Annotated in this window: 31 protein-coding genes and 1 pseudogene; 24 read left to right on the top strand and 8 right to left on the bottom strand. The window is 62.5% G+C overall.

Annotated elements, in window-relative coordinates:
* Positions 1-14: 14 nt before the first annotated feature.
* From EHW12_RS32380 to EHW12_RS34880, 3 genes are all read right to left on the bottom strand, one after another.
* The gene (locus EHW12_RS32380) at positions 15-833 is read right to left on the bottom strand and encodes a DDE-type integrase/transposase/recombinase (protein ID WP_081377669.1); all 819 of its coding nucleotides are present in this window, start codon (positions 831-833) and stop codon (positions 15-17) included.
* A gap of 179 nt (positions 834-1012) precedes the next feature.
* Positions 1013-1429, bottom strand: coding sequence for a transposase (locus tag EHW12_RS32375; RefSeq protein ID WP_030537394.1), 417 nt, complete (start codon positions 1427-1429; stop codon positions 1013-1015).
* A 57-nt stretch (positions 1430-1486) separates the two neighbouring features.
* Positions 1487-1660: a hypothetical protein gene (locus tag EHW12_RS34880; protein WP_164490670.1), complete on the bottom strand. Its 174-nt coding sequence runs from the start codon at positions 1658-1660 to the stop codon at positions 1487-1489.
* 131 nt (positions 1661-1791) lie between these two features.
* On the opposite strand from EHW12_RS34880, the gene EHW12_RS32370 reads away from it, so the two are divergent.
* Both EHW12_RS32370 and EHW12_RS32365 read left to right on the top strand, forming a co-directional pair.
* Positions 1792-2022, top strand: a complete 231-nt coding sequence (locus tag EHW12_RS32370) for an HNH endonuclease family protein (protein ID WP_241199214.1) — start codon at positions 1792-1794, stop codon at positions 2020-2022.
* The gene (locus tag EHW12_RS32365) at positions 2022-2789 is read left to right on the top strand and encodes an HNH endonuclease family protein (protein ID WP_042445334.1); all 768 of its coding nucleotides are present in this window, start codon (positions 2022-2024) and stop codon (positions 2787-2789) included. Before EHW12_RS32370 ends, EHW12_RS32365 begins: the two co-directional genes overlap by 1 nt.
* 31 nt (positions 2790-2820) lie before the next feature.
* Here the strand turns inward: EHW12_RS32365 and EHW12_RS32360 are convergent, their stop codons facing one another.
* From EHW12_RS32360 to EHW12_RS32350, 3 genes are read right to left on the bottom strand one after another with little or no spacing between them, the layout of a single operon-like run.
* The gene (locus tag EHW12_RS32360; RefSeq protein ID WP_042445338.1) at positions 2821-3219 is read right to left on the bottom strand and encodes a DUF6262 family protein; all 399 of its coding nucleotides are present in this window, start codon (positions 3217-3219) and stop codon (positions 2821-2823) included.
* Between the two features lie 18 nt (positions 3220-3237).
* A complete protein-coding gene (locus EHW12_RS32355) occupies positions 3238-5412 on the bottom strand; it encodes a tyrosine-type recombinase/integrase (RefSeq protein ID WP_080726510.1) in 2175 nt (724 codons plus the stop codon).
* Positions 5405-6580 carry a tyrosine-type recombinase/integrase gene (locus EHW12_RS32350; protein ID WP_042445344.1) on the bottom strand — a complete coding sequence of 392 codons (1176 nt, stop codon included), beginning with the start codon at positions 6578-6580 and terminating at the stop codon, positions 5405-5407. The genes EHW12_RS32355 and EHW12_RS32350 overlap by 8 nt, the downstream gene beginning before the upstream one ends.
* A 198-nt stretch (positions 6581-6778) precedes the next feature.
* Between EHW12_RS32350 and EHW12_RS32345 the strand changes: the two genes are divergently transcribed.
* The 11 genes from EHW12_RS32345 (at position 6779) to EHW12_RS32300 (ending at position 12480) form a co-directional block, all read left to right on the top strand.
* Positions 6779-7051 carry a DUF1524 domain-containing protein gene (locus EHW12_RS32345; protein WP_241199213.1) on the top strand — a complete coding sequence of 91 codons (273 nt, stop codon included), beginning with the start codon at positions 6779-6781 and terminating at the stop codon, positions 7049-7051.
* 10 nt (positions 7052-7061) lie between these two features.
* On the top strand, positions 7062-7406 hold the full coding sequence (locus EHW12_RS32340; protein ID WP_125053224.1) for a hypothetical protein: 345 nt from the start codon (positions 7062-7064) through the stop codon (positions 7404-7406).
* A 120-nt stretch (positions 7407-7526) separates the two neighbouring features.
* Positions 7527-7856 carry a hypothetical protein gene (locus EHW12_RS32335; RefSeq protein WP_064445083.1) on the top strand — a complete coding sequence of 110 codons (330 nt, stop codon included), beginning with the start codon at positions 7527-7529 and terminating at the stop codon, positions 7854-7856.
* 116 nt (positions 7857-7972) lie between these two features.
* Positions 7973-8257, top strand: coding sequence for a hypothetical protein (locus tag EHW12_RS32330; protein ID WP_125053222.1), 285 nt, complete (start codon positions 7973-7975; stop codon positions 8255-8257).
* Between the two features lie 53 nt (positions 8258-8310).
* The gene (locus tag EHW12_RS32325; RefSeq protein WP_064445085.1) at positions 8311-8694 is read left to right on the top strand and encodes a hypothetical protein; all 384 of its coding nucleotides are present in this window, start codon (positions 8311-8313) and stop codon (positions 8692-8694) included.
* A complete protein-coding gene (locus EHW12_RS32320; RefSeq protein ID WP_064445086.1) occupies positions 8691-9614 on the top strand; it encodes a hypothetical protein in 924 nt (307 codons plus the stop codon). The genes EHW12_RS32325 and EHW12_RS32320 overlap by 4 nt, the downstream gene beginning before the upstream one ends.
* Positions 9615-9705: 91 nt before the next feature.
* Positions 9706-10101: a hypothetical protein gene (locus EHW12_RS32315; protein ID WP_082920798.1), complete on the top strand. Its 396-nt coding sequence runs from the start codon at positions 9706-9708 to the stop codon at positions 10099-10101.
* Between the two features lie 193 nt (positions 10102-10294).
* Entirely contained in the window at positions 10295-10669 is a 375-nt protein-coding gene (locus tag EHW12_RS32310) for a hypothetical protein (RefSeq protein ID WP_064445104.1), read from the top strand.
* 187 nt (positions 10670-10856) lie between these two features.
* Positions 10857-11804 (top strand): NlpC/P60 family protein, encoded by a 948-nt coding sequence (locus tag EHW12_RS32305; RefSeq protein ID WP_064445088.1) that lies wholly within the window; start codon positions 10857-10859, stop codon positions 11802-11804.
* Positions 11804-11977, top strand: a complete 174-nt coding sequence (locus tag EHW12_RS34875; protein ID WP_164490669.1) for a hypothetical protein — start codon at positions 11804-11806, stop codon at positions 11975-11977. Before EHW12_RS32305 ends, EHW12_RS34875 begins: the two co-directional genes overlap by 1 nt.
* 131 nt (positions 11978-12108) lie before the next feature.
* Complete coding sequence (locus EHW12_RS32300) at positions 12109-12480, top strand: hypothetical protein (protein ID WP_238592786.1); 372 nt, start codon at positions 12109-12111, stop codon at positions 12478-12480.
* 645 nt (positions 12481-13125) lie between these two features.
* On the opposite strand, the gene EHW12_RS32295 is transcribed toward EHW12_RS32300, so the two are convergent.
* Positions 13126-13980 carry a phosphoadenosine phosphosulfate reductase family protein gene (locus tag EHW12_RS32295; RefSeq protein WP_125053220.1) on the bottom strand — a complete coding sequence of 285 codons (855 nt, stop codon included), beginning with the start codon at positions 13978-13980 and terminating at the stop codon, positions 13126-13128.
* A gap of 138 nt (positions 13981-14118) precedes the next feature.
* Between EHW12_RS32295 and EHW12_RS32290 the strand changes: the two genes are divergently transcribed.
* From EHW12_RS32290 to EHW12_RS32270, 5 genes are read left to right on the top strand one after another with little or no spacing between them, the layout of a single operon-like run.
* Positions 14119-14802, top strand: coding sequence for a hypothetical protein (locus tag EHW12_RS32290; protein WP_054781794.1), 684 nt, complete (start codon positions 14119-14121; stop codon positions 14800-14802).
* Positions 14799-15212: a hypothetical protein gene (locus tag EHW12_RS32285; RefSeq protein ID WP_003941562.1), complete on the top strand. Its 414-nt coding sequence runs from the start codon at positions 14799-14801 to the stop codon at positions 15210-15212. The genes EHW12_RS32290 and EHW12_RS32285 overlap by 4 nt, the downstream gene beginning before the upstream one ends.
* Entirely contained in the window at positions 15212-16090 is an 879-nt protein-coding gene (locus EHW12_RS32280; RefSeq protein ID WP_054781793.1) for an RAMP superfamily CRISPR-associated protein, read from the top strand. The genes EHW12_RS32285 and EHW12_RS32280 overlap by 1 nt, the downstream gene beginning before the upstream one ends.
* Positions 16087-16812 carry a hypothetical protein gene (locus EHW12_RS32275; protein ID WP_125053218.1) on the top strand — a complete coding sequence of 242 codons (726 nt, stop codon included), beginning with the start codon at positions 16087-16089 and terminating at the stop codon, positions 16810-16812. The genes EHW12_RS32280 and EHW12_RS32275 overlap by 4 nt, the downstream gene beginning before the upstream one ends.
* 59 nt (positions 16813-16871) lie before the next feature.
* On the top strand, positions 16872-17588 hold the full coding sequence (locus EHW12_RS32270; RefSeq protein ID WP_064445091.1) for a hypothetical protein: 717 nt from the start codon (positions 16872-16874) through the stop codon (positions 17586-17588).
* Between the two features lie 11 nt (positions 17589-17599).
* On the opposite strand, the gene EHW12_RS32265 is transcribed toward EHW12_RS32270, so the two are convergent.
* On the bottom strand, positions 17600-17950 hold the full coding sequence (locus EHW12_RS32265) for a hypothetical protein (RefSeq protein ID WP_064445092.1): 351 nt from the start codon (positions 17948-17950) through the stop codon (positions 17600-17602).
* A 142-nt stretch (positions 17951-18092) separates the two neighbouring features.
* Between EHW12_RS32265 and EHW12_RS32260 the strand changes: the two genes are divergently transcribed.
* The 6 genes and pseudogenes from EHW12_RS32260 to EHW12_RS32240 form a co-directional block, all read left to right on the top strand.
* Positions 18093-18353, top strand: a complete 261-nt coding sequence (locus EHW12_RS32260; RefSeq protein ID WP_064445093.1) for a WhiB family transcriptional regulator — start codon at positions 18093-18095, stop codon at positions 18351-18353.
* A complete protein-coding gene (locus EHW12_RS32255; protein ID WP_064445094.1) occupies positions 18350-18691 on the top strand; it encodes a hypothetical protein in 342 nt (113 codons plus the stop codon). Before EHW12_RS32260 ends, EHW12_RS32255 begins: the two co-directional genes overlap by 4 nt.
* Complete coding sequence (locus EHW12_RS34870; protein ID WP_164490668.1) at positions 18684-18833, top strand: hypothetical protein; 150 nt, start codon at positions 18684-18686, stop codon at positions 18831-18833. The genes EHW12_RS32255 and EHW12_RS34870 overlap by 8 nt, the downstream gene beginning before the upstream one ends.
* Positions 18830-19135: a hypothetical protein gene (locus EHW12_RS32250; RefSeq protein WP_082920792.1), complete on the top strand. Its 306-nt coding sequence runs from the start codon at positions 18830-18832 to the stop codon at positions 19133-19135. Before EHW12_RS34870 ends, EHW12_RS32250 begins: the two co-directional genes overlap by 4 nt.
* Positions 19136-19361: 226 nt before the next feature.
* Positions 19362-21080 (top strand): IS21 family transposase, encoded by a 1719-nt coding sequence (istA, locus tag EHW12_RS32245; protein ID WP_008720624.1) that lies wholly within the window; start codon positions 19362-19364, stop codon positions 21078-21080.
* Positions 21077-21748 (top strand): annotated as a pseudogene (locus EHW12_RS32240) (ATP-binding protein); the annotation flags it as partial. The gene istA and the pseudogene EHW12_RS32240, both read left to right, overlap by 4 nt.
* Positions 21749-21767 lie beyond the last annotated feature (19 nt).

Below are 21767 nucleotides of genomic sequence, written 5' to 3'. Positions count from 1 at the left end.
TGAGACAGTGACGTTCAGTTGATCTGCGATTCCGAGACCGGTTCGTTGATGAAGAATACGGTCGGCATCTCGGGCGGACTTGGCCGGCGCGAAAACCGGGCAGGGTTCGCGACGTAAGCCTCGTTCAGAGTGATCTGCCGGGCCTCGTCGACCGCGTCAGCGGTCCCGAAGTGCACCGACGCCGGCGTATGCCAGGCAATTCCCGAATGACGGTGAATATGGTTGTACTCGTTGAAGAATCCTTCCAAGAACACTCGTGCATCATCCAGTGATGCAAACGAAGTCGGGAAATCATGCAGGTATTTCAGAGTCTTGAATTGCGACTCGGAGTACGGGTTGTCGTTCGATACTCGCGGTCGTGAATGCGACCGGGTGATGCCGAGGTTGGTGAGCAGTTCCGACACCAATCCTGAGGTCATCGAAGTGCCGCGGTCCGCGTGGACGGTGTGCGGGGCGATGCCGTTGCGCTCGATTGCTTCCGCAATGAATTCAGCTGCCAATTCAGCACTTTCGTGTGCAGCCACGATCCACGACGGGTTGTAGCGAGAGTAGATGTCGATCAGTACGTACAGGTGAAACCACACGCCCTTGGTGGGCCCGCGAAGTTTGGTGATGTCCCAGGTCCAGACCTGTGAAGGTCCGTCGGCGAGGAGTTCGGGGATCGCCTTCGGTGGATGTGTCGCTGTTCGTCGGCGTTCACGGTTTTGTCCGGCCGCGGCGGCGATCCGATACATGCTCGACAGTGAACACCAGTAGTTTCCCTCGTCGAGTTCCCGCGCCCAGATCTGACATATGGCCAGGTCAGCGTTCTTGTCGCTGTTGATGACGGTCAAAACTTTCGCTCGCTCGGATGCGGTGAGCGCTTGGCCGTTGTCCGGGATGGGTCTTGGTTTCCGGGGACCTTGAACGGGTGGTTGCTGGTGACGGTAGTGGGTGGCGCGGGATCGCCCGATCAGGATGCAGGATCGCCTGGTGGGGATTTCGGCGGCTCGCAGGTCGGCGAATGTGCTGTTCAGTGCGTCTTCGGTAAGGGCGGTGTGTCCGTGCTCTCGGAGATGGATTCCAAGAGCACGTGAAGTTTTCCCATGATCTCGAGCGCGGCCTCCGTCTGCGTCAATTGCTTTGCCAGACGAGCGTTCTCGCGTGTCAGTCGGGCCATTTCCTTACGTGTCGCGGCGTCGGTGTCGGGATGGGCGACCGCTTTCGGTCGAGACTTCCCGGCCGCTGCGGTTCTGGCTTGGGCCCATTCTCGGAGTTGAGATTGGTACAAACCTTCGCGGCGCAGGACTGCAGATTTCTCTCCGTGTGGGGCGTTGTTGTATTCGTCGAGGATGCGGTTGCGGTATTCAGTGGTGAAGGTTCTGCGGGTCGGTTTCGGGGCAGGATCCGCCGGCGAATCTGACGGTGTTTCGGGGTTCGGGCTGCTCATCGGTGGTGCTCGTTTCATGCCCTCAGCGAGTGATCTCGGTTGCCTCCGAGTGTCTCACTAAATCCTGACAGAGAGGGATGCGCGGATTGTTTGAGGTGACCTTCCGGCGCCTTGCATGAACAGCACCCACTCGGAAGCCTCCGCGACCGGGCGCATGGATTCTTCGTCCACGATCACCCAACCCGACTGCCCCGTCGTCGGTGAAATGACCTTCTCTACAGCACACGACATCGCCACTCCTATGGCTGTCCCACCTGTGATATAGACGCTATTAGATAACCATGAGGGACAGGGCGACCGACACGCCGTGCCTACCGTGCCTTCATCCTGATGCGGCGCTAGAGATAACACGCAATGACGTCTTGAAAATTCAACTTGTCGATGTCGCATTCAAGCCCGGAACTCGCGACTGCAAAGTTATCGCCGGCACGCTTCACGACCCGTACACCGGAACCGATATCGCGTTCTCCACGTCCAATCCTTCGGCCATTCAGATCGACCACATCTTATCAGCAGCTTTGTCAAGGAGTCTTCCTCTTTCTGCTGGTTACTGTGTCGATGACATGCTGCTGAGTGCTGTGGTGGCCTTGTGATGCGCCAGCGCGTGACCGGGGTCGCGGTGGCGGCTGCGGCGTTCGTTGTCGCTGTGTCTGGTTGCTCGGTCCATCGGCCTGATGGCGGGGCGGTATTCGCAGCTCCGGTGTCGGGAACTTCTGCGCCGGGTGCGCAGGTCGATGAGGCACTGTCGGCGCTGGAGGAGCTTGCGGTGAAGGGGCGTGCGCCTAAGACGGGTTATGCGCGAAGCGAGTTCGGTATAGCGTGGACTGATACGAATACCGTTATGTGGGGCGGGAACTCGCTGAGCACACGCGAGGACATACTCTCCCGTGACCTTGTGGACATCACGTGCAAGGACCGCTCGGGTGTGGCCTCGCCGCCGTGCGTGGTGCAGTCGGGAGTCCTTCACGATCCGTATACCGGGACCACGGTGAATTTCGTTCGAGGGGAGACGACTTCGCCGCTCGTCCCGATCGAGCATGTCGTTGCACTTGGTGATTCGTGGCAGAAGGGTGCGCAGCAGTTGTCGGTCGCCGAGCGGGTCGATCTGGCTAATGATCCGCTCAATCTCATCGCTACTACGCAGGCTCCGAACTCGGCGAAGAGTGACTCCGATGCCGCCTCGTGGCTTCCTCCGAACAAGGCGTTCCGATGTGCTTATGTGGCTCGTCAGGTCGCGGTCAAACTCCGGTATCGGTTGTGGGTGACCAATGCGGAGAAAGACGCGATCGCCGCGGTCTTGTCGACGTGTCCCGGCCAGGGGCTTCCCTCCAATGCCGAGGCGGCGGGTCGTGTTTCGTGAACGAGCGGTGAATTCGCTTACCTGCAGGGCGCTAGTTGGAGTCGGCGAGTCGTCGCCGCAGTGCGAGGTTCTCACCGTGGGCGACCGCGAGCGCCGTGCGCAACTCGCCGATCTCTTCGGCGTGTCGGCGTTTGAGGTCCTTGAGCTGCGCGGACAGCGCCCTGACCGCGGACGATGCGGACTGCTGTTCGGGTTCGGCAATCTGTTCTGGAGTGGTTCGGCGATGCGGCCGCTGGGTGCGGAGGTCGTTGATCTTTGTGCGCAGGTCGGGCTGGTTGTAGAGGAAGTCGGTGGAGACCTTGGCGCGGCGAGCGACGGCCGCGAAGGTGACCGGTTCGCCTGCATTGCTGAGTGCCAGCAGCGCCGCGTCCGCGCGGGCTCTGGTCTCGGTGTGGCGCGCTCGCGCTGCGGCGGTGAGATGTTCGGGCACGGGCTGGTTCTCCTTGCTCTAGGTGGTGGTTCCGGGACCGCGAACCGCTTTGTCGGCGGCGGAGACATCGTTGATCGAGAGCAGGATCCGGTTAAGCGAGTCGACCTCGATCTGGCGGCCTTGCAGCCAGATGTTCGTCTCGTCCATCGGGGCGCCGTACTTCGCGGTGAACACTGCTTGCCGGTGTTCGATCAGTGTTTCCGTGTCGGCGAGCTGGGTCCGCAACTGCGGGGCATGAGTGGAGTCGGTGACGAATTTCGAGCAAGACAGGCAGGCGTTTCCCTTATCGCACAACTGTTTCGGTGGGAGCGCGCACCAACCGTTGGGCAAGATGCGATCAGCTCGCTTGTCGAGCTGGATCAGGTCGTAGAGGTCGGAGCTGTCGATCGTGGCGGTGCGCCCGTCACGGGTGACCTTCTTGTAGCGGAGGAATTCCTCTTCCATGGTCTGCGCAGAGGTCACGGCGTAGTGCAAGGTCATGTCCGGCGAAACGTGCCCGAAGTAGCGCATCACGACGTGAAGCGGCACTCCGGCGTTGATCAGGTTGGTCGCCGCGGTGTGCCGGAACTGATGTGTCTTGGAGACAGCGACGCGTCGGCCGACGGAGTCGCTGATGTCGAGCAGACTGGTGAGCCTGCTGAACCGCAGATGCATTGTCGTCATCGGGTAAGGCTTGTCGCCCATCCGGTTTCGGGTCGTGCGGAGGAACAGGTACTTCGGCGTCACACCAGGGTTTCCGAAGTGTGCCATCATCTCGCGGGCATGCTTTTGCTGCGCTCGGATGATCGTGACGATCTCGTCGTCCACGGGGATCGAGGGTGCGACGTTCGGTTCGACCTTGGTCTGTTGATACCGCATCCGGGCGACGAATCCAGCGCCGTCAGGATCGCCAGCCGCGGAATTGCGCAGCATCGGTTCGAGCGGGTCGAAGTCCATCATCAGCACCTCGTTGGCGCGACGGCCGGTGCGCAGCAGAAGCATCATGATGTGGAAGGCCTGCAGATCGCCGAGCCCGCCCTCCTGCACTGGCTGCGCGAGCAGCCCACTGCCCTCGGCGATCTGCTGCATGACACCGTCTTCGAGGACCATGTCGTGTGCCTTGACGTTGGTGAGGCGGGGCTTGTCCTCGGGGCGGAACAGCACGCAGTGCTCGGGCCGCAGAGTGGCCCAGGCACTGATACCGAGTTCGGTGGCGGCTTCATCCCGGTGGTCATACATGAACTGGTAGAACTGCTCGATGGCGGTCATGATCTGGCGGCGTGGGTTCTTCGCCAGAGGGCGGCCTGCGCGCGGTCCGGACTCGATGCGGTGCGCAAGGAGCATGTCGCAGAACCCTCGGATGAAGCCCCGCAGTCGGTGTGGATCGGTAGTCAGACACGGGCCCTGGTCGGCGGTGGTGTCGATGTAGCGTTGCAGCCATTTCAGGGCATCCAGGCGCGACTTGATCGTGCTCCACGAGTACCTCTCCGCGCTCAGGCCCGCCGAGAGCCAGTACTTCGCTCCCTCGCGCATCCAGAGGCTGGTCAGGTTGGTGAAGTGCATCGTCGTCGATCCGATAGGCTCGTGGTCTCGCTGAGGCACCCTCGGGTCGAGGCTCGGATTCCAGACGTTCAGCTCCCACCACGGGCCGCGGTGATAGGCATATCCGAGTACTGCGACCATGTGTCCAAGACGGTAGGTACCTTCTTTGAAGGCGAATTCACCGATCTTCTCGCCGAGCATCTGCGCCTTCCGCGCGGATCGCACCCACTCGTCGGGCGAACGGTGCAGCAGCGATTGCGCCGACCGACATTCGTCGTCCCCGTGGCGGATCGCGGCGCGCAGCAAGATGAAGACGGCGTTCGCGTCGACGATGCGAATGAACCGTCCCAACTCGATGTACCGGTGAATGATCCAGGCAACTTCCCAGGTCATAGGTTCAGGGAGACCCCGAAAATTCAGGTAACAGGCGGTCCAGTCGCTGCCGCTGCTGCTGCCCGCACTGACTTCGCGGATCGCCGGTCGGTAGTGCGCCGGCATCGTCTTCTTGTCGAAGTGATCGCTGCGGCATTCTTCGGGCAGAGAGTCCCAGAGCCTGCGGGCGATTGCGGGGTCGAACATGTCCGCTAGTGCCAAGCCCGGATCGATCTGGTGCAGTCTCTTGGGGCTGCGCGGCCAGGATGTGAACGCGGGATCGTTTGCGGGGCTAGACATTCGGATACTCCCATCCGGCGACGTATTCGCGCCAGTTCGCTACCGACGCCAGCTCGGCGTCCTCGGTGACATGGCCGTAGATGTTCATCGTGGTTTGCACGCTCGCGTGGCCGAGGCGGCGGCTGACGGTGTGGACGGGGCTCCCCGCCAGCAACAGTGCAGTGGCATGGGTGTGCCGAAACCAGTGCGGTGTCATCAGGTTCGGGAGATCGGCGTTGCGATGCTTCATCGAGCGCAAGTGCGCATAGACCGACTCGGTGCGCAGCGGCGCGAACAGCGGGTTCCGCAGCACGTTGCAGAAGATGTAGCTACTGTCCCAATCGCCGAGGGCGACATCGGCGCCTCGGTCGCACAGCCACCACACGTAGTCGGCATAGAGCCGGTCGAGCCGAGACCCGATGTGGACCTCGCGCTCCCCGGACTTGGCGGACAGGCCGTGCGGGTGCGCCCTGCTCACGATCGCGACCCGGGCGCTCTTGCCACCGATCCCGGTAATCCAGTCGCGGTGCTGCAACGAGAGGGCTTCACCGATCCGCATGCCCGATTCCGACAGGACTGCCCACAGGAACCGATATCGCAGGTCACCTCGCCATTCCACGAGTGTTGGGTCGTAGGTGGCCTCGGCATCTTGGAGGGCGTCGATCGTGGTCGGCGTCAGAATCGGAATGGTCTTGCGGGCGGCGCGGATTCGGATGGCGGCGCGCTTCCGCGGCGCTCGCCGGGTGACGTGCTCGAGGAACGAGAGGTAGCGTCCCGATCGGACCTGGGCTTGTTTCCACAGGAACGGCGCAGCGTCCGTTCCGCTGTCGGCCTGGTAGCGGTAGAAACTCATCACTGCACGCATGCGGAGATTCACCGTGCTGTCGCTGAGCGTCGGATGGGGACGCAGTTCGCGGATCGGAGAGTCCAGCTCGCCGTAGCGCAGAGCCGAGATGAAGTCGCCGAAGTCGTGCAGCTTCACCGCATCCCACGACCTGCCGGTCACCTCCAGGAACGACCACCACTGGGCCAAGCTCTGTGCGTAGGCCCGGGTCGTGTTCGGCCGGAAGTCGACTTGCCGCCCGTACTCGAGGTATGCCTCGACCGGCTCAACGAGACCAAACGATCTGTCGATCACCGTCCAGGTCGTTGCACCGTCGCTGAGAGTGACACGTTGCGCTCTAGCCATCAGCCCGCTCCCGTTCGTCTGAAGTCGAAGCTACGCCCGGCCCTGCCTGATTCGATGCACCCGAACGGTGCGTGTCGGCGGTGTCATCGGCATGCCTCGCTGCCTGCAGATAACACCGTCGCCCACATATCCCGGATCCGTGGACGGAGACCCAGGATGATGTCAACGGCACTACCTACTAGTTACGGATTACATGTCGTGGCACTTTCGAGAGCCTGGGATGCGGGGGCAGCGAATTGGACTCCGCAGCAAAGGGTGAACTTCGCCAACGACACGGACGTCAACTTGCTTGCCTCCCAGGGCAAAGCAAACCAATCGAAGTCCGATCAAGGCCTCGACACCTGGCTTCCCCCCAACGCTGCATTCCAATGTGACTACGCCATCAGATATCTCACCGTGGCCGTGAAATATCACCTGATGATCACTGCCGCCGATGCCGGCGCGGCGCGCAGTGCATGCGCACAGAAATGAGGAGAAGTAGATGAGTTCTACCGATGGTGATGATCACATCCGCTTGTCGAACGGTAGACGACGAACCCGCCTCAGTCGGGCAATCGCGACGATAGGTTTCGCCGCAGGCGCCGCACTCATGGGAGGTGTGGCGACCGGAGCCTGGCTCTACTTTCTCGGGTTCTTCGCGTTGATCCCAGTCGGCGTGGCCGTCGGCAACGGCATCAGTGGGGCCGTCGACCGGGGAGAGCCGATCCGACTCGTCTCCTTCATCCCGGTTCTGGTCAGTGCTGTAGCACTGGGAATCATCATCTACCTCGTGTTCTCCGGCCGTTTGTCCGAGATCCTGACCTTTACCACCGGTCCTATCGCCTGAAACCAAGGCGCAACGGGTGTCCTGCGTTCGACTTTTACGGACTCTCGATGTTGTTCGGCTTCAATCTCGAAATCTCCGCACGGAAACGATCCCAACCTCTCGGAAAAAAGGAATTCAGCCATGACGAGCATCGACAGCGCAGACATGCAGGGCGCCGTGGTTTCGAACCAAGAACCCTGGCTGCACCTCGAATCCGCCCTACGGGATATTCCGGTGCCGGGCTGCTTCAAATCCCTTACCTGCAGTGAGCACGCCGCGCTCGCTGAGCGTGTGTCTCTCGCCGAGCGCGTGTCTATCCTTGCGTTGCAACCTGACCCGGTTGACGTCCGTGGATTTGCGTACCCCGCTGGCGTACGCGGCACCCTCCAACGCGCCGCACAGATCCACGCCGCCCTCGCCGCCCTTCCACCTGATGTCCTACTAACTACGTCTTCTGAGGCGCAGTCGTGAGCAATGAATCGGGTGTTGGCGACCGAATCGCACCCTGCTCATCACTCTCGGTCGCTGCAACCGCGCTCGAAATTGGGCACCGCGTGCAATTCGCGGAGTCCCGGCGATGGTGGAGGGTGCGAGCCACATCCGGCGATGGCAGGTTCGCGATCCTTACCAGCCCGTTCAACCTCCGCAGGGTCCCGTACTACACGATCCTCGATACAGAGCGCGGTGTGCGCGGCCCGGACGACAGAATCTTCTGCAGCGGTTACGAAGACGACGGCGACATCGCAGATCGGATGCGCGAGCTGATCGCCGGAGACATCGAGGTGAGCCGCAGGCGGTCGGTACAGAGCCGCATCGTTGCGGTCCTCCCGTCCGCCGATCGGCGTACCCCCGGGACCGATTCCGCCTCCTGACACCTACGAACGGTCCTCGAAACTCGACATGACACGACAGGAGTTACCCGCTCATGACTCAGACATACCGCCCCGCAGAAGTTTTCCCCGACCCGGCCGAACGGCGACTCCGAGCAATGCTCGCGGCCCTCGACGATGCCCTCGCCGGGATAGCTGATGCACGCGAAGAACTCCGAGGGCTCTACACAGGCCCGAGAACGTACCCAGAAGAGCTGGAACTGTTCCTCGCCGCCGAAGCCGACAATCAGGACATCGCCACCCACCTCGCCTCCGCAGCCCGCGATATCCGTGCCGCGCTCGCGATCCTTCACAGCACCACAACCACGGCCGTGTCGAACTGCTCGACGTCGCTGCATCCACATACCCACAAGGTGACAGCTGCCGCTGACGTGAGGCGAACGAACAAGGCCCACATCGAAAGGGGACACCACAGATGACCGCCACCCCAGCCGACGCCACCGCGCACCAGCATGGCAACGGATCCCTCACCCCCGCAGCGGAACCGGCAACAGGTTTCGACGCCGATAACCTCACAGCCGCAGACGAACTCGCGATCGACATCGGAAGAGTCGCGATCGAAGCCAGTGAAGGTGTCCCCTACGGCTCAGAGCCCGACGAGTTCTTCCTGGAAGCAGGGAAAGCTGTCTTCTACTGGCTACAGCTCAACGGTCACCGGCGCATCACCACTGAAGAGGCGGAAGAGATACGACAGGTGTCGAATTGCGCGCTTCAGTACGGCAACATCGCCAGCCGAGAAGCCGCCCACCGTCTGCTCGCATGGTTCCTGGCAACCGAACCCGCCAAGGCGTGTCCCGATATCGGTACGGCAACCGCCGACAATGTCGGCGGTTCAGATGGTTCCGCCCCTGCCGAACCTGCGGAAGAGGAGACGAATGCGAAGGCGGTAACACGGTGCCCGTTCTGCTTCGGACTGAATGGGTCTCACAACACGATTCACGAGCGCTACCCGGCCGGCGGCGGCGGAACCAACAAACCCTGCCCGAACTCCCTGCCAGCCGTTACAGAAGAAGTGAAGACGCACTGCCGGTGCGTCACGCCGGACTGGTACCACGATGGGCTGGACTCGGATATCGACGGACGCCTGTGCCGCCGGTGCCGTCTGCGGCAGGACATCCCGTACAGGGATCTCGTCAACTCGCCGGTTGCCCGTACCGCAGTGTCAGCGTTCAGTGTCGCTGCACTAGCCCTACGAAACGCCGTGGAAGTACTGGACCCTCACGAAGGTGGGGATTGGGAGCACGCGTGGCAGACGATTGCAGATCTCGAAGACTGCGCCGGCCGCTTCGACGCAAGTGAGAGAACGGAAGTGAGGGAAAGTGGTCGAGAAAATCGCTAAGCATGGAAGACACGCTACGAGTCGGGCGAAACTGGGCACGCATGTCCTCAGTCCAGTCGGCCCCGAGAATTTCAGTGAGCACTGCTACGGAGTGCGAATCACCAGTACCCCACTGGGCAGGCTGCGCGGGCTTTTCAGAGAGTGGTTCCTCGTTCCACCCGACTTTCATCCAGCGATACCGGTGTGCATCTACGGACATGGCGTCGAACCTAAACGTATTGCCGCGGCGATCAACCGGTACGCCCGCGAAGCAGAATGGGAACGTCGGCCGACGTTGAGACAGATCATCGACGGGATCGACGAACGGTGGATCAGTGGCACTATGACGAACTCGGAAACAGGGTTGGTGGTGTACGCGCGGCTCTGCCTGAGATTTGAGGAGCGGATCCGTGGCGCAGTTCCTGTCACCATCATTGCTCCGGAGCCAGAGACCATGACAGTGGGGGCAACTGGCGGAGCTCTGGTGAATCCGGGAGTTGACAATTGACGATGTCGATCACCGTGAACTGTGATGCGTGTGGAACTACTCGAGAAGTTCCGGTGAACTACTTGTCATCGTGCAGTGTCGTGAGATCCGCGATCGAGCCAGGGTGGACACATTCCGTCGACGAGAACTACTGCTCGAATTGCGCTGCAGTGAGGGCGCAGACGTGGCCTCGAGAATCCGAGGGAGGGACTCCATGAGCATCACTGAAATTCGGCCACTAGGTGCCGTTGATGGGGTGAAGGCTCCTGTGTCTCACTCGATTCATGCGATTCCCGGTAACACCACTCTCGACGAACTCACGGAATTCGCGTGGAAGGATCTCTCGACTCCCGACAAGGCGATTGGTGCATACCGGTTGGTGTCTCTCGCCGATGACCCTGATGTGTGGGAGCAACTCGGCTCTCTCACTTACGCGCGATTCGTCGACGTTGGTGCATTCGCTGCCGTCTATTCCGAGGGGCGCTGGATACCGCTCTCGTGTGGGCAATGGCTGGTGCGCACACACGACGATGACCTCATCGTTGTCTCCGACGAGGACCTCCGGCTCGGGTACGAGTTACTCGGGTGAAAGAAAAAGAGCCGTCGGAGCGCTCGCCAGGGAAGGTCGTTGACCTGGTCTTATGTTCGTCGATTGCTTGCAGGCACCTGAGCTGTCCAGGTCCGTCTCTACTGTCCGGATCGCACTGGAAAGTCCCCGCGGTCATCGAGACAGTTGTTCCCCTCGGCCGCACCAACATCCGGCAAAGGAAGACATCATGGACATCGCATCACTCATCGTCGGCGTCGCAGTAGCCGGCGCATCGGCAGCGCAGGGAGCTGGCGTAGAGCCAGTCATCACCGACACCATCACCTCGGTAGTCGAGGAACAGGCACCGGCTGCCTCCCAGTTCATTCCAGATCCGCAGCCGTACCTGGACCAGGCAACAACTGCCCTGACGCAGCTGCAGGAGCAGATTCCTCCTGCGTGGCAGTCCGAGGCGGAAAGTGCGCTACCCCCGGAACTGAAAGACGCTGCGGCGCAGATACAAGAGATCCTCCCGCCGCAGGCACAGGCTCTGATCCCCGACGTCGCCCTTCCTGCTCCCGGACCGGACTCGGTTCCGCCGGCCGTGTCGGCGCCGAACGGATCCGCTGTCGAAGACGCATCGGCGAATGACACGACACCTGCCGGAGGGCCTGCGCTTCTGCCCTCCGTGTTCAGCGCACAACCATCTAACGCTGCCGGGATACCCTCGCTCACAGGCCTGTTCGCACCGTCGGCGGTGCCGGATTTGAAGTTCGATCCCAACCTTCCTCGCAATGTTGAGTTCGCTCGCGCTGTCATCGAAGCTGCGATGCGGGCACTCGGACTTCCCTACCAGTGGGGCGGCGGTTTGTTGACCGGTCCGTCGATGGGTGATGGAACGGGCGGCCCGATCGCCGGTTACGACTGCTCCGGACTGAGCCGCTTCGCGTACTTCATCGGAAGCGGCGGAACCAAGGTGCTGCCTCGGACGTCGCAGGAGCAGTTCCGCGCCGGACACCAGATTCCGATGAGCCAGGCACAGCCGGGTGACCTGCTGTTTGGGAATTGGCAGGCTGACGGCGCCAATCATGTCGCGATCTATCTCGGCGAGGGCAAGATGATCGAGGCACCTCAGACCGGTCAATTGGTGCAGATCAGCGCAGTCCGTTCGGACATGATCCCGGCCAGGTTCCTCTGATGACGGACCTATCTTCCACTGTGAGTAACTGCCGGGCCGAGCGGCCAGGTCGCAGTGTTTCGACGCTCAGTGGTGTCGGGGCCGCCGCCCTGATCCCGGCGGCGCTGACGACGCTGTTGATTCAGTGGGGGCCTGCAGTGACGGCTGCGCTCACTCACAGTGGGAGGGGATGACAGTGACGGACAGCGCACCCGACAGCACAGCCGCGGGCCACTACGATTTGCGTAACGACAGCAGAGAACCTCAACAGAGCACCGCTGAGATTGATGCGAGCACAACCTCGAGTGAAGGAGATACCACTGCCATGACCGCGACAACGCCGTCAAGCCACAAGAAGGCGCTGGAGACAGCACGCAAGGCCGCAGAATCGTTGGCGCAGGAGGCGATTGCAACGAGAGTCGCTCTCGTCGGTGCCATCGGCGAGGCGGAAGCTGAGCTTGCTGCCATCGACGCGGCACGGGTTGAGGCAGAGGACACGATCCGCCTCGCCCACGAACGCGCGATCGCGGGCGGGTGGACCGTCAAGGAACTCGCCGCTATGGGATACAACGCACCGAAAAAGAAGAAGGCCGCAGCGTCGAGCAAGCGATCCTCGTCGGCGCCGGCAGAAAACACGGCCGCCGCGAATGCACCCCAAACGTCCGAACAGAATTCCGCGCACGACAGCTCGGCCTAAAAAACGCACACCACGTATACCCCCGGTCCGTCTACATCGGGACTCGTCGCTGCGCCCGCAAAAGCGTGAGAAAGCAGCCCGCCGGCGCACCCTTTCTGATCGATGTGTCGTAGCCCTCGGCTAATCTCGAATGTGCGACGAGCAGCAGGTCGCCACACCGACCCAGACCGCAGCACCATCGGCGGTCCTGATCTTGTGAGGGAATATTCCCCACGAGATTGGTCGAGGTGGCGGCCTGCTGCTGTTTTTGTCGCCGTATTGAGAGGGCAACGCCGAGTTGCAAAGTGGGGTCGCGGACGGCTGCACATGTGTGAAAGGTTGTGAGCGGGTCAACACGAACCCGCCAATTCTTTTAGGAGCCAATTCTCATGGTTACAGTTCAGGGTCCGACTTTTTGGGCTGACCGAGCTTTGTCGCGCGTCGACCAATCGGAGCACGTGATGGGAACGGACATGGAGCGCGCGAAAGTTATTGCGATGCAAGCACTGGTTTATGCGACGCTAGCGACCTCCAGTGTCGAGGTCCAGGTGTGTGACTGAATTGGTGAGGGAATCGTGGTGCTTCCCTCGCGAAGGTGAAAACTGTTTGCGCGCAGTCCAATAACGCCGAAAGCGTAGCTTCTTTCGAGCGTATGTGGTTTCGAGGTCAGACGAATTCGCGGATCCGCGGGAGGACTCGGGCGAGTTCTTCGAAAAGTGCAGGCCATCCGCGTCTGAGTCTGGTGATGCGGCCGCGTTCGAGGAACGCTCCGTCGAGGATGTGTGAGACCCGTAGGTGCTGCTCGGGGGTGCCGAGGCGGCGGAGCTTGTCGTAGATGGGGTTGACGGGAAGGTCGTGCGCGGCGATGTGCGTCCAGATGTCTTCGCTGCTCCAGTTCCAGACCGGCCCGAAAACGTGTGTGCCGTCGGCACGGTCGAGGGCACCGCCATGTGTTTGGCGCTGCTGCGCTGCTGTGGTGCAGCAGTCGGTGCAATCTTCGGTGACTCGGACGTTGAGAGCGTTGTAGTACATCGACCAGCGTCCGGTCCCTTTCGCTGATTCGTCGGCACGTACACCCCAGATCTCTCCCGGTCCGTGGGCCTTGTGGGCCGCGCGTGAGGGTGCTCCGATGAGAATGTCGCGGAGCGCTCGCGTTGTTGCTCGTGTGGGCAGGTGGTGATCCCATTCGCCGGAGTCCGCGAGGACGGTCAGCAGGGGTGGGTCGGCTCGGTGCACTTCGAGATTGAGGTTCCATGCGTCGGCGAGGTCGGCGATGTACTCGTAGGTCTGTGGGTATTCGAGCCCTGAATCGAAGAAGACGACAGGAATGTTCGGCTCGACCGCTGTGGTCAGGTGCAGGGCGACGAGTGAATCTTTGCCGCCGGAGAAGGCGAGATATCCGTCGTGATTGTCGAGGTGTTCCTCGATGCGCTCCTTGATCGCGGCCAGGTTCGGACGTGGGCGCCGCAGTGCGCGCAGTGTGGTCAGATCTAGTCCGTCCGCGCGAGGGGTGCCACTCATATCTCTGCCGCTTCCCTGGGTGCTCGATGGGTATTTCTGGCGTTGTTGTCACACGCGGCCCTTCGGCCGGATCTTCCTGTGTATGTAAGGCCTCGAAGCCGATCCGACTCGGGGCACCTGCACAGGAGGAGGAGCGTGATGAAAGAAAAACTACAGGAGGTGACCTCGTGCGTGGAGGTCGTAGAGGCGGCGTTCGCATCGACGAATCGTTCATCTGAGAAGGACCCACTGCAGAGGGGGCGGTGTGCGCGCTGCGCGAAGGCCGACACACCGATCGAGCCCGCGCGGTCGGCGATCTCACGGACCTTCACCGCATTCGACTCGTGGAAGGCTCCGACCGAGAAAGGTCTCTGCGCACCGTGCCGGTGGGCGTATCAGACCCCGGAGCTGCGAACCCGAATGCATCTGATCACCACCGCGCCGGCGATGACCGAACTGACGCAGCCGCGCCTGGCCCGGACCTTGTCGGCACCGTTGACGTCGGAGATCGCGCTGGTGGTGCCGTTGCGTCGCCCGGCCCGCAAACACATCCTGCCGCACGCCCGGTGGGGGGCTGTTGCCGTCGAAGACACCTCCTTGCCGTGGTCGGATCGCGATGTCGCAGCAGCTGCCGCGATGCGCCGACTGCGCTCTCACGGCTTCGGTGAACGCATGCTCGGCGAGAGCGCAGCCCCGTATGCAGTGCTACGCACAGTGCCGGCGCGTAGGTGGCCGGCGATCTTCGAGGACTGGGATCACCTGTCCCCGTACCGCCACGTCGACCGATGGTGGGCATTGGCGCTGTTGGCCACCAAACCGCCTCGCAGCAAGGCGCACGCATGACGACGCCGACCGACCGCTGGCTCGCTGCCGCTCCCGCAGGCCTCCCACAGCTGCACGGTGTGGAGAACGTGGCCGAGCGGCTGCTGTTGCTGTTGCACTACGGCGTGGACTGGGATTCGTGGGTGGGCCGGCGCCGGGCGACGTACTGGACGCAGCATTTGCCGAACCGAGTCCGCGTCGCGACGTACGTCGGAGGAGCCGACCTAGATCGTTGGTGGTCGGTTGTCTCACGTTCGCTCGAATCCGAGCCGCGAACAACCGACGAACGGCTGGAGCTGGCCGCTCTTCTGCGCGCCGAATCGGAGCCTGTTCTGACACTGCTGCGGGAGCGCCCCACGGCCTATGTCCTGCGGACCCGCATCGTGGCCGAATCAGTGGCCGCTGCCCGCGCCGCGAGGAAGGTCAGCTGATGCGCTCGACCGTGAGATGGGATGTCGAACTGACTGCCCTGTCGTCGATCTCGCAGAAAGGCGAGGAGTCGGAAACGACGACGACACTGTTTCGCCGCGAACCGATCCTGCAACCGGACGGGAGGAAAGTGCTGGTACCGGTCGTGTCGGGGAACTCGCTGCGGGGAGCATTGCGACGCACCGCCGAGGAGTTGTTCCGCGATGTGATCGGCTACGAAAGACAGATACCTCTCTCCGCGGCGCACGCACTGCGCAACGGCGGCAACCTGAGCAAAGTCGCCGGCGACTCACTGACCGGCCGCAGGCGTCAGCGCCTGCGCGAGTTGGTCCCGCCGATCAGTCTGTTCGGAGGAAACGGAGGCGGTGCGCCGCCGATCGACGGATGTCTGAAAGTCGGCAAAGTCGTTCCCCGAGTGAAGGAAACAGAATCGATCATGAGCAGGCCTTACCCGGGAGTGCTGATGTCGCAATTCGAGCTCATGTCCCTGGAAAGTTACAGCCGCTTCGACGACGCCGGCACCAAATCCTTCCCTGCGCCCTTCGATGCCGACACCGGCGCCGGTTCGGGAACTTCGGCGCACCAGACGTCGATGTTGATGCGCTTCGAGGTCGAGACATTGCCCGCAGGAACACATTTCGAAACATTCCTGAGGCTGGACCGGGCAACCGACCGCGACATCGCCTTCTTCAGTGACGTGTGGGAACGATTCTCGCGAGACGGCTTCCTGGGTGGGCGCAGCGCGATCGGGCACGGCAGAGTCCGCGCCGAGTCGGAGCTGACCGTGTTGACCGGCCCCGGCCCGCAGGTAGCGGACTGGCGAGCGGAACTGGAACCGCTACGAGAAGACGTGATCGAGGCACTGGGGTGGCTGACATGAACTCAGACAACGCTTTCGCTCCCTTCCTGGTCAGGGCGCATCTCTCATCCGGGTTGGCACATGCAAGCCCCTGGGGGATCGCCTTGGACGGCATCCTCGCTGCGGAACTGTGGGCCGACCACAAAGCGAGCGCCCTCGACCGCGGCGAATACGTGCCGGCGCTCTCGCCGCAGGCGACCCCGCCGGATCTCGAATTGCCGCTCGCGCACTGCACTCTGGCTGGCGCGGACTGGCATTGGTGCGCGACGTGTTCGTTCCCCGAAGACCCGGCAGGAGATCCGGTAGTGCGGCACTGGGCGAGCAGAACTGATCACCGAGGGCTCGAGGAACTCGCGGCGAGCGTGCCGGCAGTGATCTCGGACCGGCAGGGCCGCTACCGGGCGAGGTACATGCCGTTGATGATCACCAACTCGCGAACTGTCACTTGGCGCGGTGTGGGTGACCTGACGGCCGTCGCGGCGATATTGTCCGGTCTCGATGTGATCGGGAAGAAACGCGCACACGGGGAGGGCCGAGTTCTGCGGTGGGAGTTCGAGAACCGCGCAGGCGAGGATCCGTGGGAGTTCTCGCACGAGCACGCCGACGGGACGCTGGGACGCACGACACCGGCCGCATGTGTGGCCTCGCGAGATACGCCGGTCACCTCGGGGTTCGGGTTGGCAGGTGTTCGCCCGCCCTACATGCACCCGACGCGGATGCGCGAACTCCACCTGCCGCTATGACGCCCAAGTGACACCACACCAAAGGGCGGGCTCCGGCCCCTATCTGGTGTGATACCTCCATGACATTTCTCCAGGATCTAATCGCGGCAGCGGCAGGAGATACCCCTGTGCCCGAGCTGCTACGAAAGGTTAAGGTGCTCGGCTCCTTAACTGGCGCGGTTGAGCTCGAGAAATGGGCGAATTTAGAGGCTTCCGGGTACAGGCCCGGGGATGATCTGCCCGCGTATCGCGGCCCGTTTCCTGCAGTGGTGCGTGGTGATTTCATAAGCAGGTGGGGGAGTCAGACCACAAATGTTCCAATTGCCGAGATCACATTTCCTGAGAATTTCCGTGGTGGCCCGTTGTTCACGTTGACCTTCGATCAAGGTGCTGCCCAGATCAAAAACTGGGCTGACAAGGCTGGGGGGATTTCATTTGGTTGGGTGCCCGATGCGGTGGTTGCTTACAACCTGATGGTGAAGCAAGGGACTGCCAAAGCAATCATGGAGCCAGGTTGGGGCTTGGTGGCAGCAAATATGCACGCGGACCAGAGCCAATTGGAGGGAATCATTGAGGAGATCCGCAATACCGCTCTCAACCTAGCGCTGAAATTGCAGAAGGAAACTCCGAGCCTGGGCAGTCCGGGGGCGGGCCGCAGCACGAATGAGCGTGCCTCAAGTGTGGTCAACAATTATTTTTACCTACAGCACTCGAATCTTTCGGGCTCGAACAACGTCCTCGGAGGCTCGGAATTCAGTCAGAAGATTGCCCAGGACCCCGAGCCCGCCGGGGAGTGATTGTCTAGAGCTCAGCTCACTGGCAGCCCGTGATACAGCAAGACCGCGTTGGTGATAGCGGTCGCGATCGCCGGCAGCACAGTGGCGGTTTGCTCGTCCAACCACTGCTTGACGCGAGATCCGTATCCTTGCCCCGGCTCGGTGGCGTCATCGTCTGCGATGGCTTGAAAAAGCTCTTCCAAGCTCTCGGCTGATACGCCGGCACCGATCAGTGCTTGTTTGAGGGTTTCGCGATCGCCCTTCGCGGGGGTTCCGATGCTTTGGGTGAAGTCCGAACTGCCGATGGCGATGTTCGATCCGGACAGATCGGCGTTGGAAAGATCAAATTTATTGGAAATGACAGTCTCCTTTGAGAGCCACATCTGAGTGGTTGTGCCTGAATATGCACCTCGGGAATCGTACGACTTTCGCTTCAATGCCGACGTCGACTCAGGCTGTCCAGGTCCGCGGCTACCGTTCGCCCATCAATCCGAGAGGCCGATGTGTAGAGGAGTCGTGGTTGCTATGACCATCACCGAGATTCACCCGGGCGATACCGCTGGGAATGTCGAGTGGCAGGAGCGGGCAGTGTGCCAACGCACTGATCCCGAAGCATTCTTTCCTGAACCGGGAGAAGCTGTCCGGCCGGCGAAGCGGGTCTGCGCAGGATGCGAGGTTCGTGTCGACTGCTTGGCATTCGCATTGGCGAACGACGAGCGTTTCGGTGTCTGGGGTGGGTTGACCGCCTCGGAGCGGCGTCGTCGCTATCCGCGGGTGCAACAGTGACCACCCACGTGGACTTCACCCATACCTCGTACGAGGAGGCCGCGAGGTATGCCGATTCCATCAAACTCGCTCGGTATATCTGGGATCGAGGGATTTGCGGCACCGAGCTCCTCAGTCTCAGTGGAGCTACCTGCCGAGCGCTCGCCAAAGCGGCTGTTGTGAATCCGCCTTGTACCTCGGAAACATGGGCGACGGTGGCGGATCTTGTGGCCGAACAATCAGCGTGGGCGGACGCTCACCCGGATGATCCGGGTTCTGTTCCGCTGCACGCAGACGAGCATGAGGCGTGGATTTCGTGGATCCGTCCGGCAAGCGAAATCGGTACCTCGCGTGGGTGATCTTCTGTTCATGGCAGGTGCCTCGATGACATGCCTGTTAGGTGTTGCCGGCCTCACCGTTGCCCTTCGAGGAGCAAAGGATGCGACTGACGAAGACGAAGTGCTCGGGCCTGCAGCAGAGTTGATCCAGGAAATGCGATGAACGACGCGCAGGTCACGCTTTTCGACATCGAACTGCGGGGTGTGATTGCTTTTCGAGAGTGGTCAGAGCGCATGATCCCGGCGATGTGGACCGCATCGTGGGATTGCGCAGGCGGGATACAGAAGGGCACAAGATTGAGCGGATGGCAGTGTCCGGCCTGCCGAGTCGTCGAGCCCAACGCGTATCTGCTCGACAACAATCACGGGATAGACCCTGAACGGCCTGGAAGAGAAGATCGGCTGACTCGGTGTCTGCGTATGGAGCTACGTGAAAGTACGGCTGATGGTCGGCGTGCTCAGTGAGTGTCCTGCAGTCTCTCGCCTGAAAACCGCGCGAAATCAGAACCACCCACGCAGAGTAGAGACATGAGTGGCGGTGACAGTCTGATTCGGGACCAGTGTGACGGTCTGATTCGGGACCCACCCGGGCTTCGGCGTGGCGTCGTGACGGCTTGATCTGGACCCACTTCCGTGGCGTCAGGAGGACCCGCATCCAGCGGTCCTCGCGGCACCGGAAGTGGGTTTCGGGATGAGGGTGCGTGTGGAACTGTTCGCTGCGATCCGTCGGGACGCCCGGGTCGAGGGCATGTCGATCCGAGCGCTCGCACGCAAGCACCAAGTCGGACGCGGCACCGTTCGCCGGGCCCTCACGTCCGCGGAACCACCGCCGCGGAAGACCCCGGTGCGTTCCTCGCCCCGGTTGGATCCGTTCAAGTCGGCCATCGACGACATGCTCCGCGCCGACCTTGAGGCGCCGCGGAAGCAACGGCACACCGCCCGCCGGATCCACGTCCGCCTCATCGAGGAACACGACGCCATTGAGGTGTCGTACTCGACGGTTCGCGACTACGTCCGCATCCGCCGCACGCAGATCGGCCTCGAAGCTGGCCGCCGGGTCGAAGTCATGATCCCCCAGGAGCACGCGCCAGGCGCAGAAGCAGAAGTCGACTTCGGCGAGCTCTACGTCATCCTGGCCGGGGTGAAGACGAAGGTCTTCCTCTTCACATTCAGGTTGAGTTACTCCGGGAAGGCGGTGCACCGGATCTACGCCACCCAAGGCCAAGAGGCGTTCCTCGAGGGCCACATCGCCGCGTTCAACGAGATCGGCGGCATCCCCGCCCGGCACGTCCGGTACGACAACCTCACCGCCGCAGTCACCCGGGTCGTCAACGCGCGCGGTCGTGAGCGGGTAGAGAACGACCGCTGGGTGCTGTTCCGCTCTCACTTCGGGTTCGACGCGTTCTACTGCCAGCCGGGCATCGCCGGGGCACATGAGAAGGGCGGTGTGGAAGGCGACGTCGGCCGGTTCCGCCGCCAGCACCTCGTGCCCATGCCCGTCGTCGACTCGCTCGACGAGCTGAACGAGAAGGTCCGTGCCTTGGACGCCGCCGACGACCGCCGACGGATCTCGTCGCGGATCCGGACCGTCGGCGAGGACTTCGCGACCGAACGCGAGAACCTCGCGCCGCTCCCGGTCGAGGGGTTCGACCCCGGGCTGATGCTGAACCCGATGGTCGACCGCTCCGCGATGATCACCGTCCGCATGGCCCGGTACTCCGTCCCGGCGCGGTTCATCCACCGCCGCGTCCGCGTCTCCTTGCGCGCATCCGAGGTCGTCGTGTTCGACGGCCGACTCCAGATCGCCCGGCACGCCCGCGTCATCACAAGGGGTGGCCAGTCGGTGAACCTCGACCACTACCTCGAGGTGCTCAAGGGTAAGCCGGGCGCATTGCCAGGCTCCACCGCGTTGGCGCAGGCCCGCGAATCGGGGGCGTTCACGCCTGCGCATGAGGCGTTCTGGGCGAACGCCCGCAGGCGGCTCGGGGATGCGGTCGGCACCCGGGAACTGATCGACGTGCTCCTACTGCACCGCGCCATGGCCGCCGACGAAGTCGAAGCCGGGCTGCTCGCCGCAGTGAGCGTCGGTGCAGTCTCAGCTGATGTGGTCGCGGTCGAAGCACGCCTGCACACCACCCTCGCAGCGCCCACCGGGGCCAGTTCAGACCGTCATCCCGTTGCGCAGCCCAGCGATGGCGAACGACGAGATGGCGACGCCAAGCGCAGCCGGAAGGTCGTGTCCCTCACCGAACGCCTGCTGCTCGACCCGGCCGCGGTCATCGCCGGCCTCCCGCCCGACACCCGGCCGCTGCCGTCGATGGAGAAATACCAGCAACTGCTCGGCCGCCGCACCGGCACCGACCACCACCCCGACCCGATGAGTCCCGATGAGAGCGGAGCACCCCGATGAGCACAGTCACCAGCGTGACCACCACCTTGCGCCGCCGCCGCGGCCTGACCGAGGAAGCCGCCGTAGCGGCGGTCGACCAGGCCTGCCGGAGGCTCCGGCTCCCGACCATGCGGGCCCTGCTTGGCGACGCGGTCGCGGCGGCGAACAAGGACCAGTTGACCTACACCGGATTCCTCGCCGAGCTGCTCCTGGCCGAGTGCGACGACCGCGACCGTCGGTCCACCATCCGGCGCGTGAACGGCGCCGGGTTCCCGCGGAGCAAGTTCCTCGCGGACTTCGACTTCGACGCCAACTCGAACATCAACCCCGCCACCATCCACCAGTTGGCGACCGGCGAGTGGGTGCGGAAGGGCCAGCCGCTGTGCCTGATCGGGGATTCCGGCACCGGCAAGTCTCACCTGCTCATCGGCATGGGGACCGCAGCCGCGGAAAAGGGATTCCGGGTAAAGTACACCCTCGCCACGAGGCTGGTGAACGAGCTTGTAGAAGCAGCCGATGAGAAGCAGTTGGCCCGCACGATCGCTCGTTACGGCCGCGTCGACCTGCTCTGCATTGACGAGCTCGGTTACATGGAACTCGACAAGCGAGGCGCTGAGCTGCTCTTCCAGGTTTTGACCGAACGGGAGGAGAAAAATTCCGTCGCGATCGCGTCGAATGAGTCGTTCTCCAAAGCGCACATGTTCGCGC

It is taken from the genome of Rhodococcus sp. NJ-530 (assembly GCF_003860625.1).
Classification (GTDB): Bacteria; Actinomycetota; Actinomycetes; order Mycobacteriales; family Mycobacteriaceae; genus Rhodococcus_F; species Rhodococcus_F qingshengii.
The sequence above is the reverse complement of the archived record's forward strand: the minus strand, read 5'-3'. Positions and strand labels throughout refer to the sequence as shown.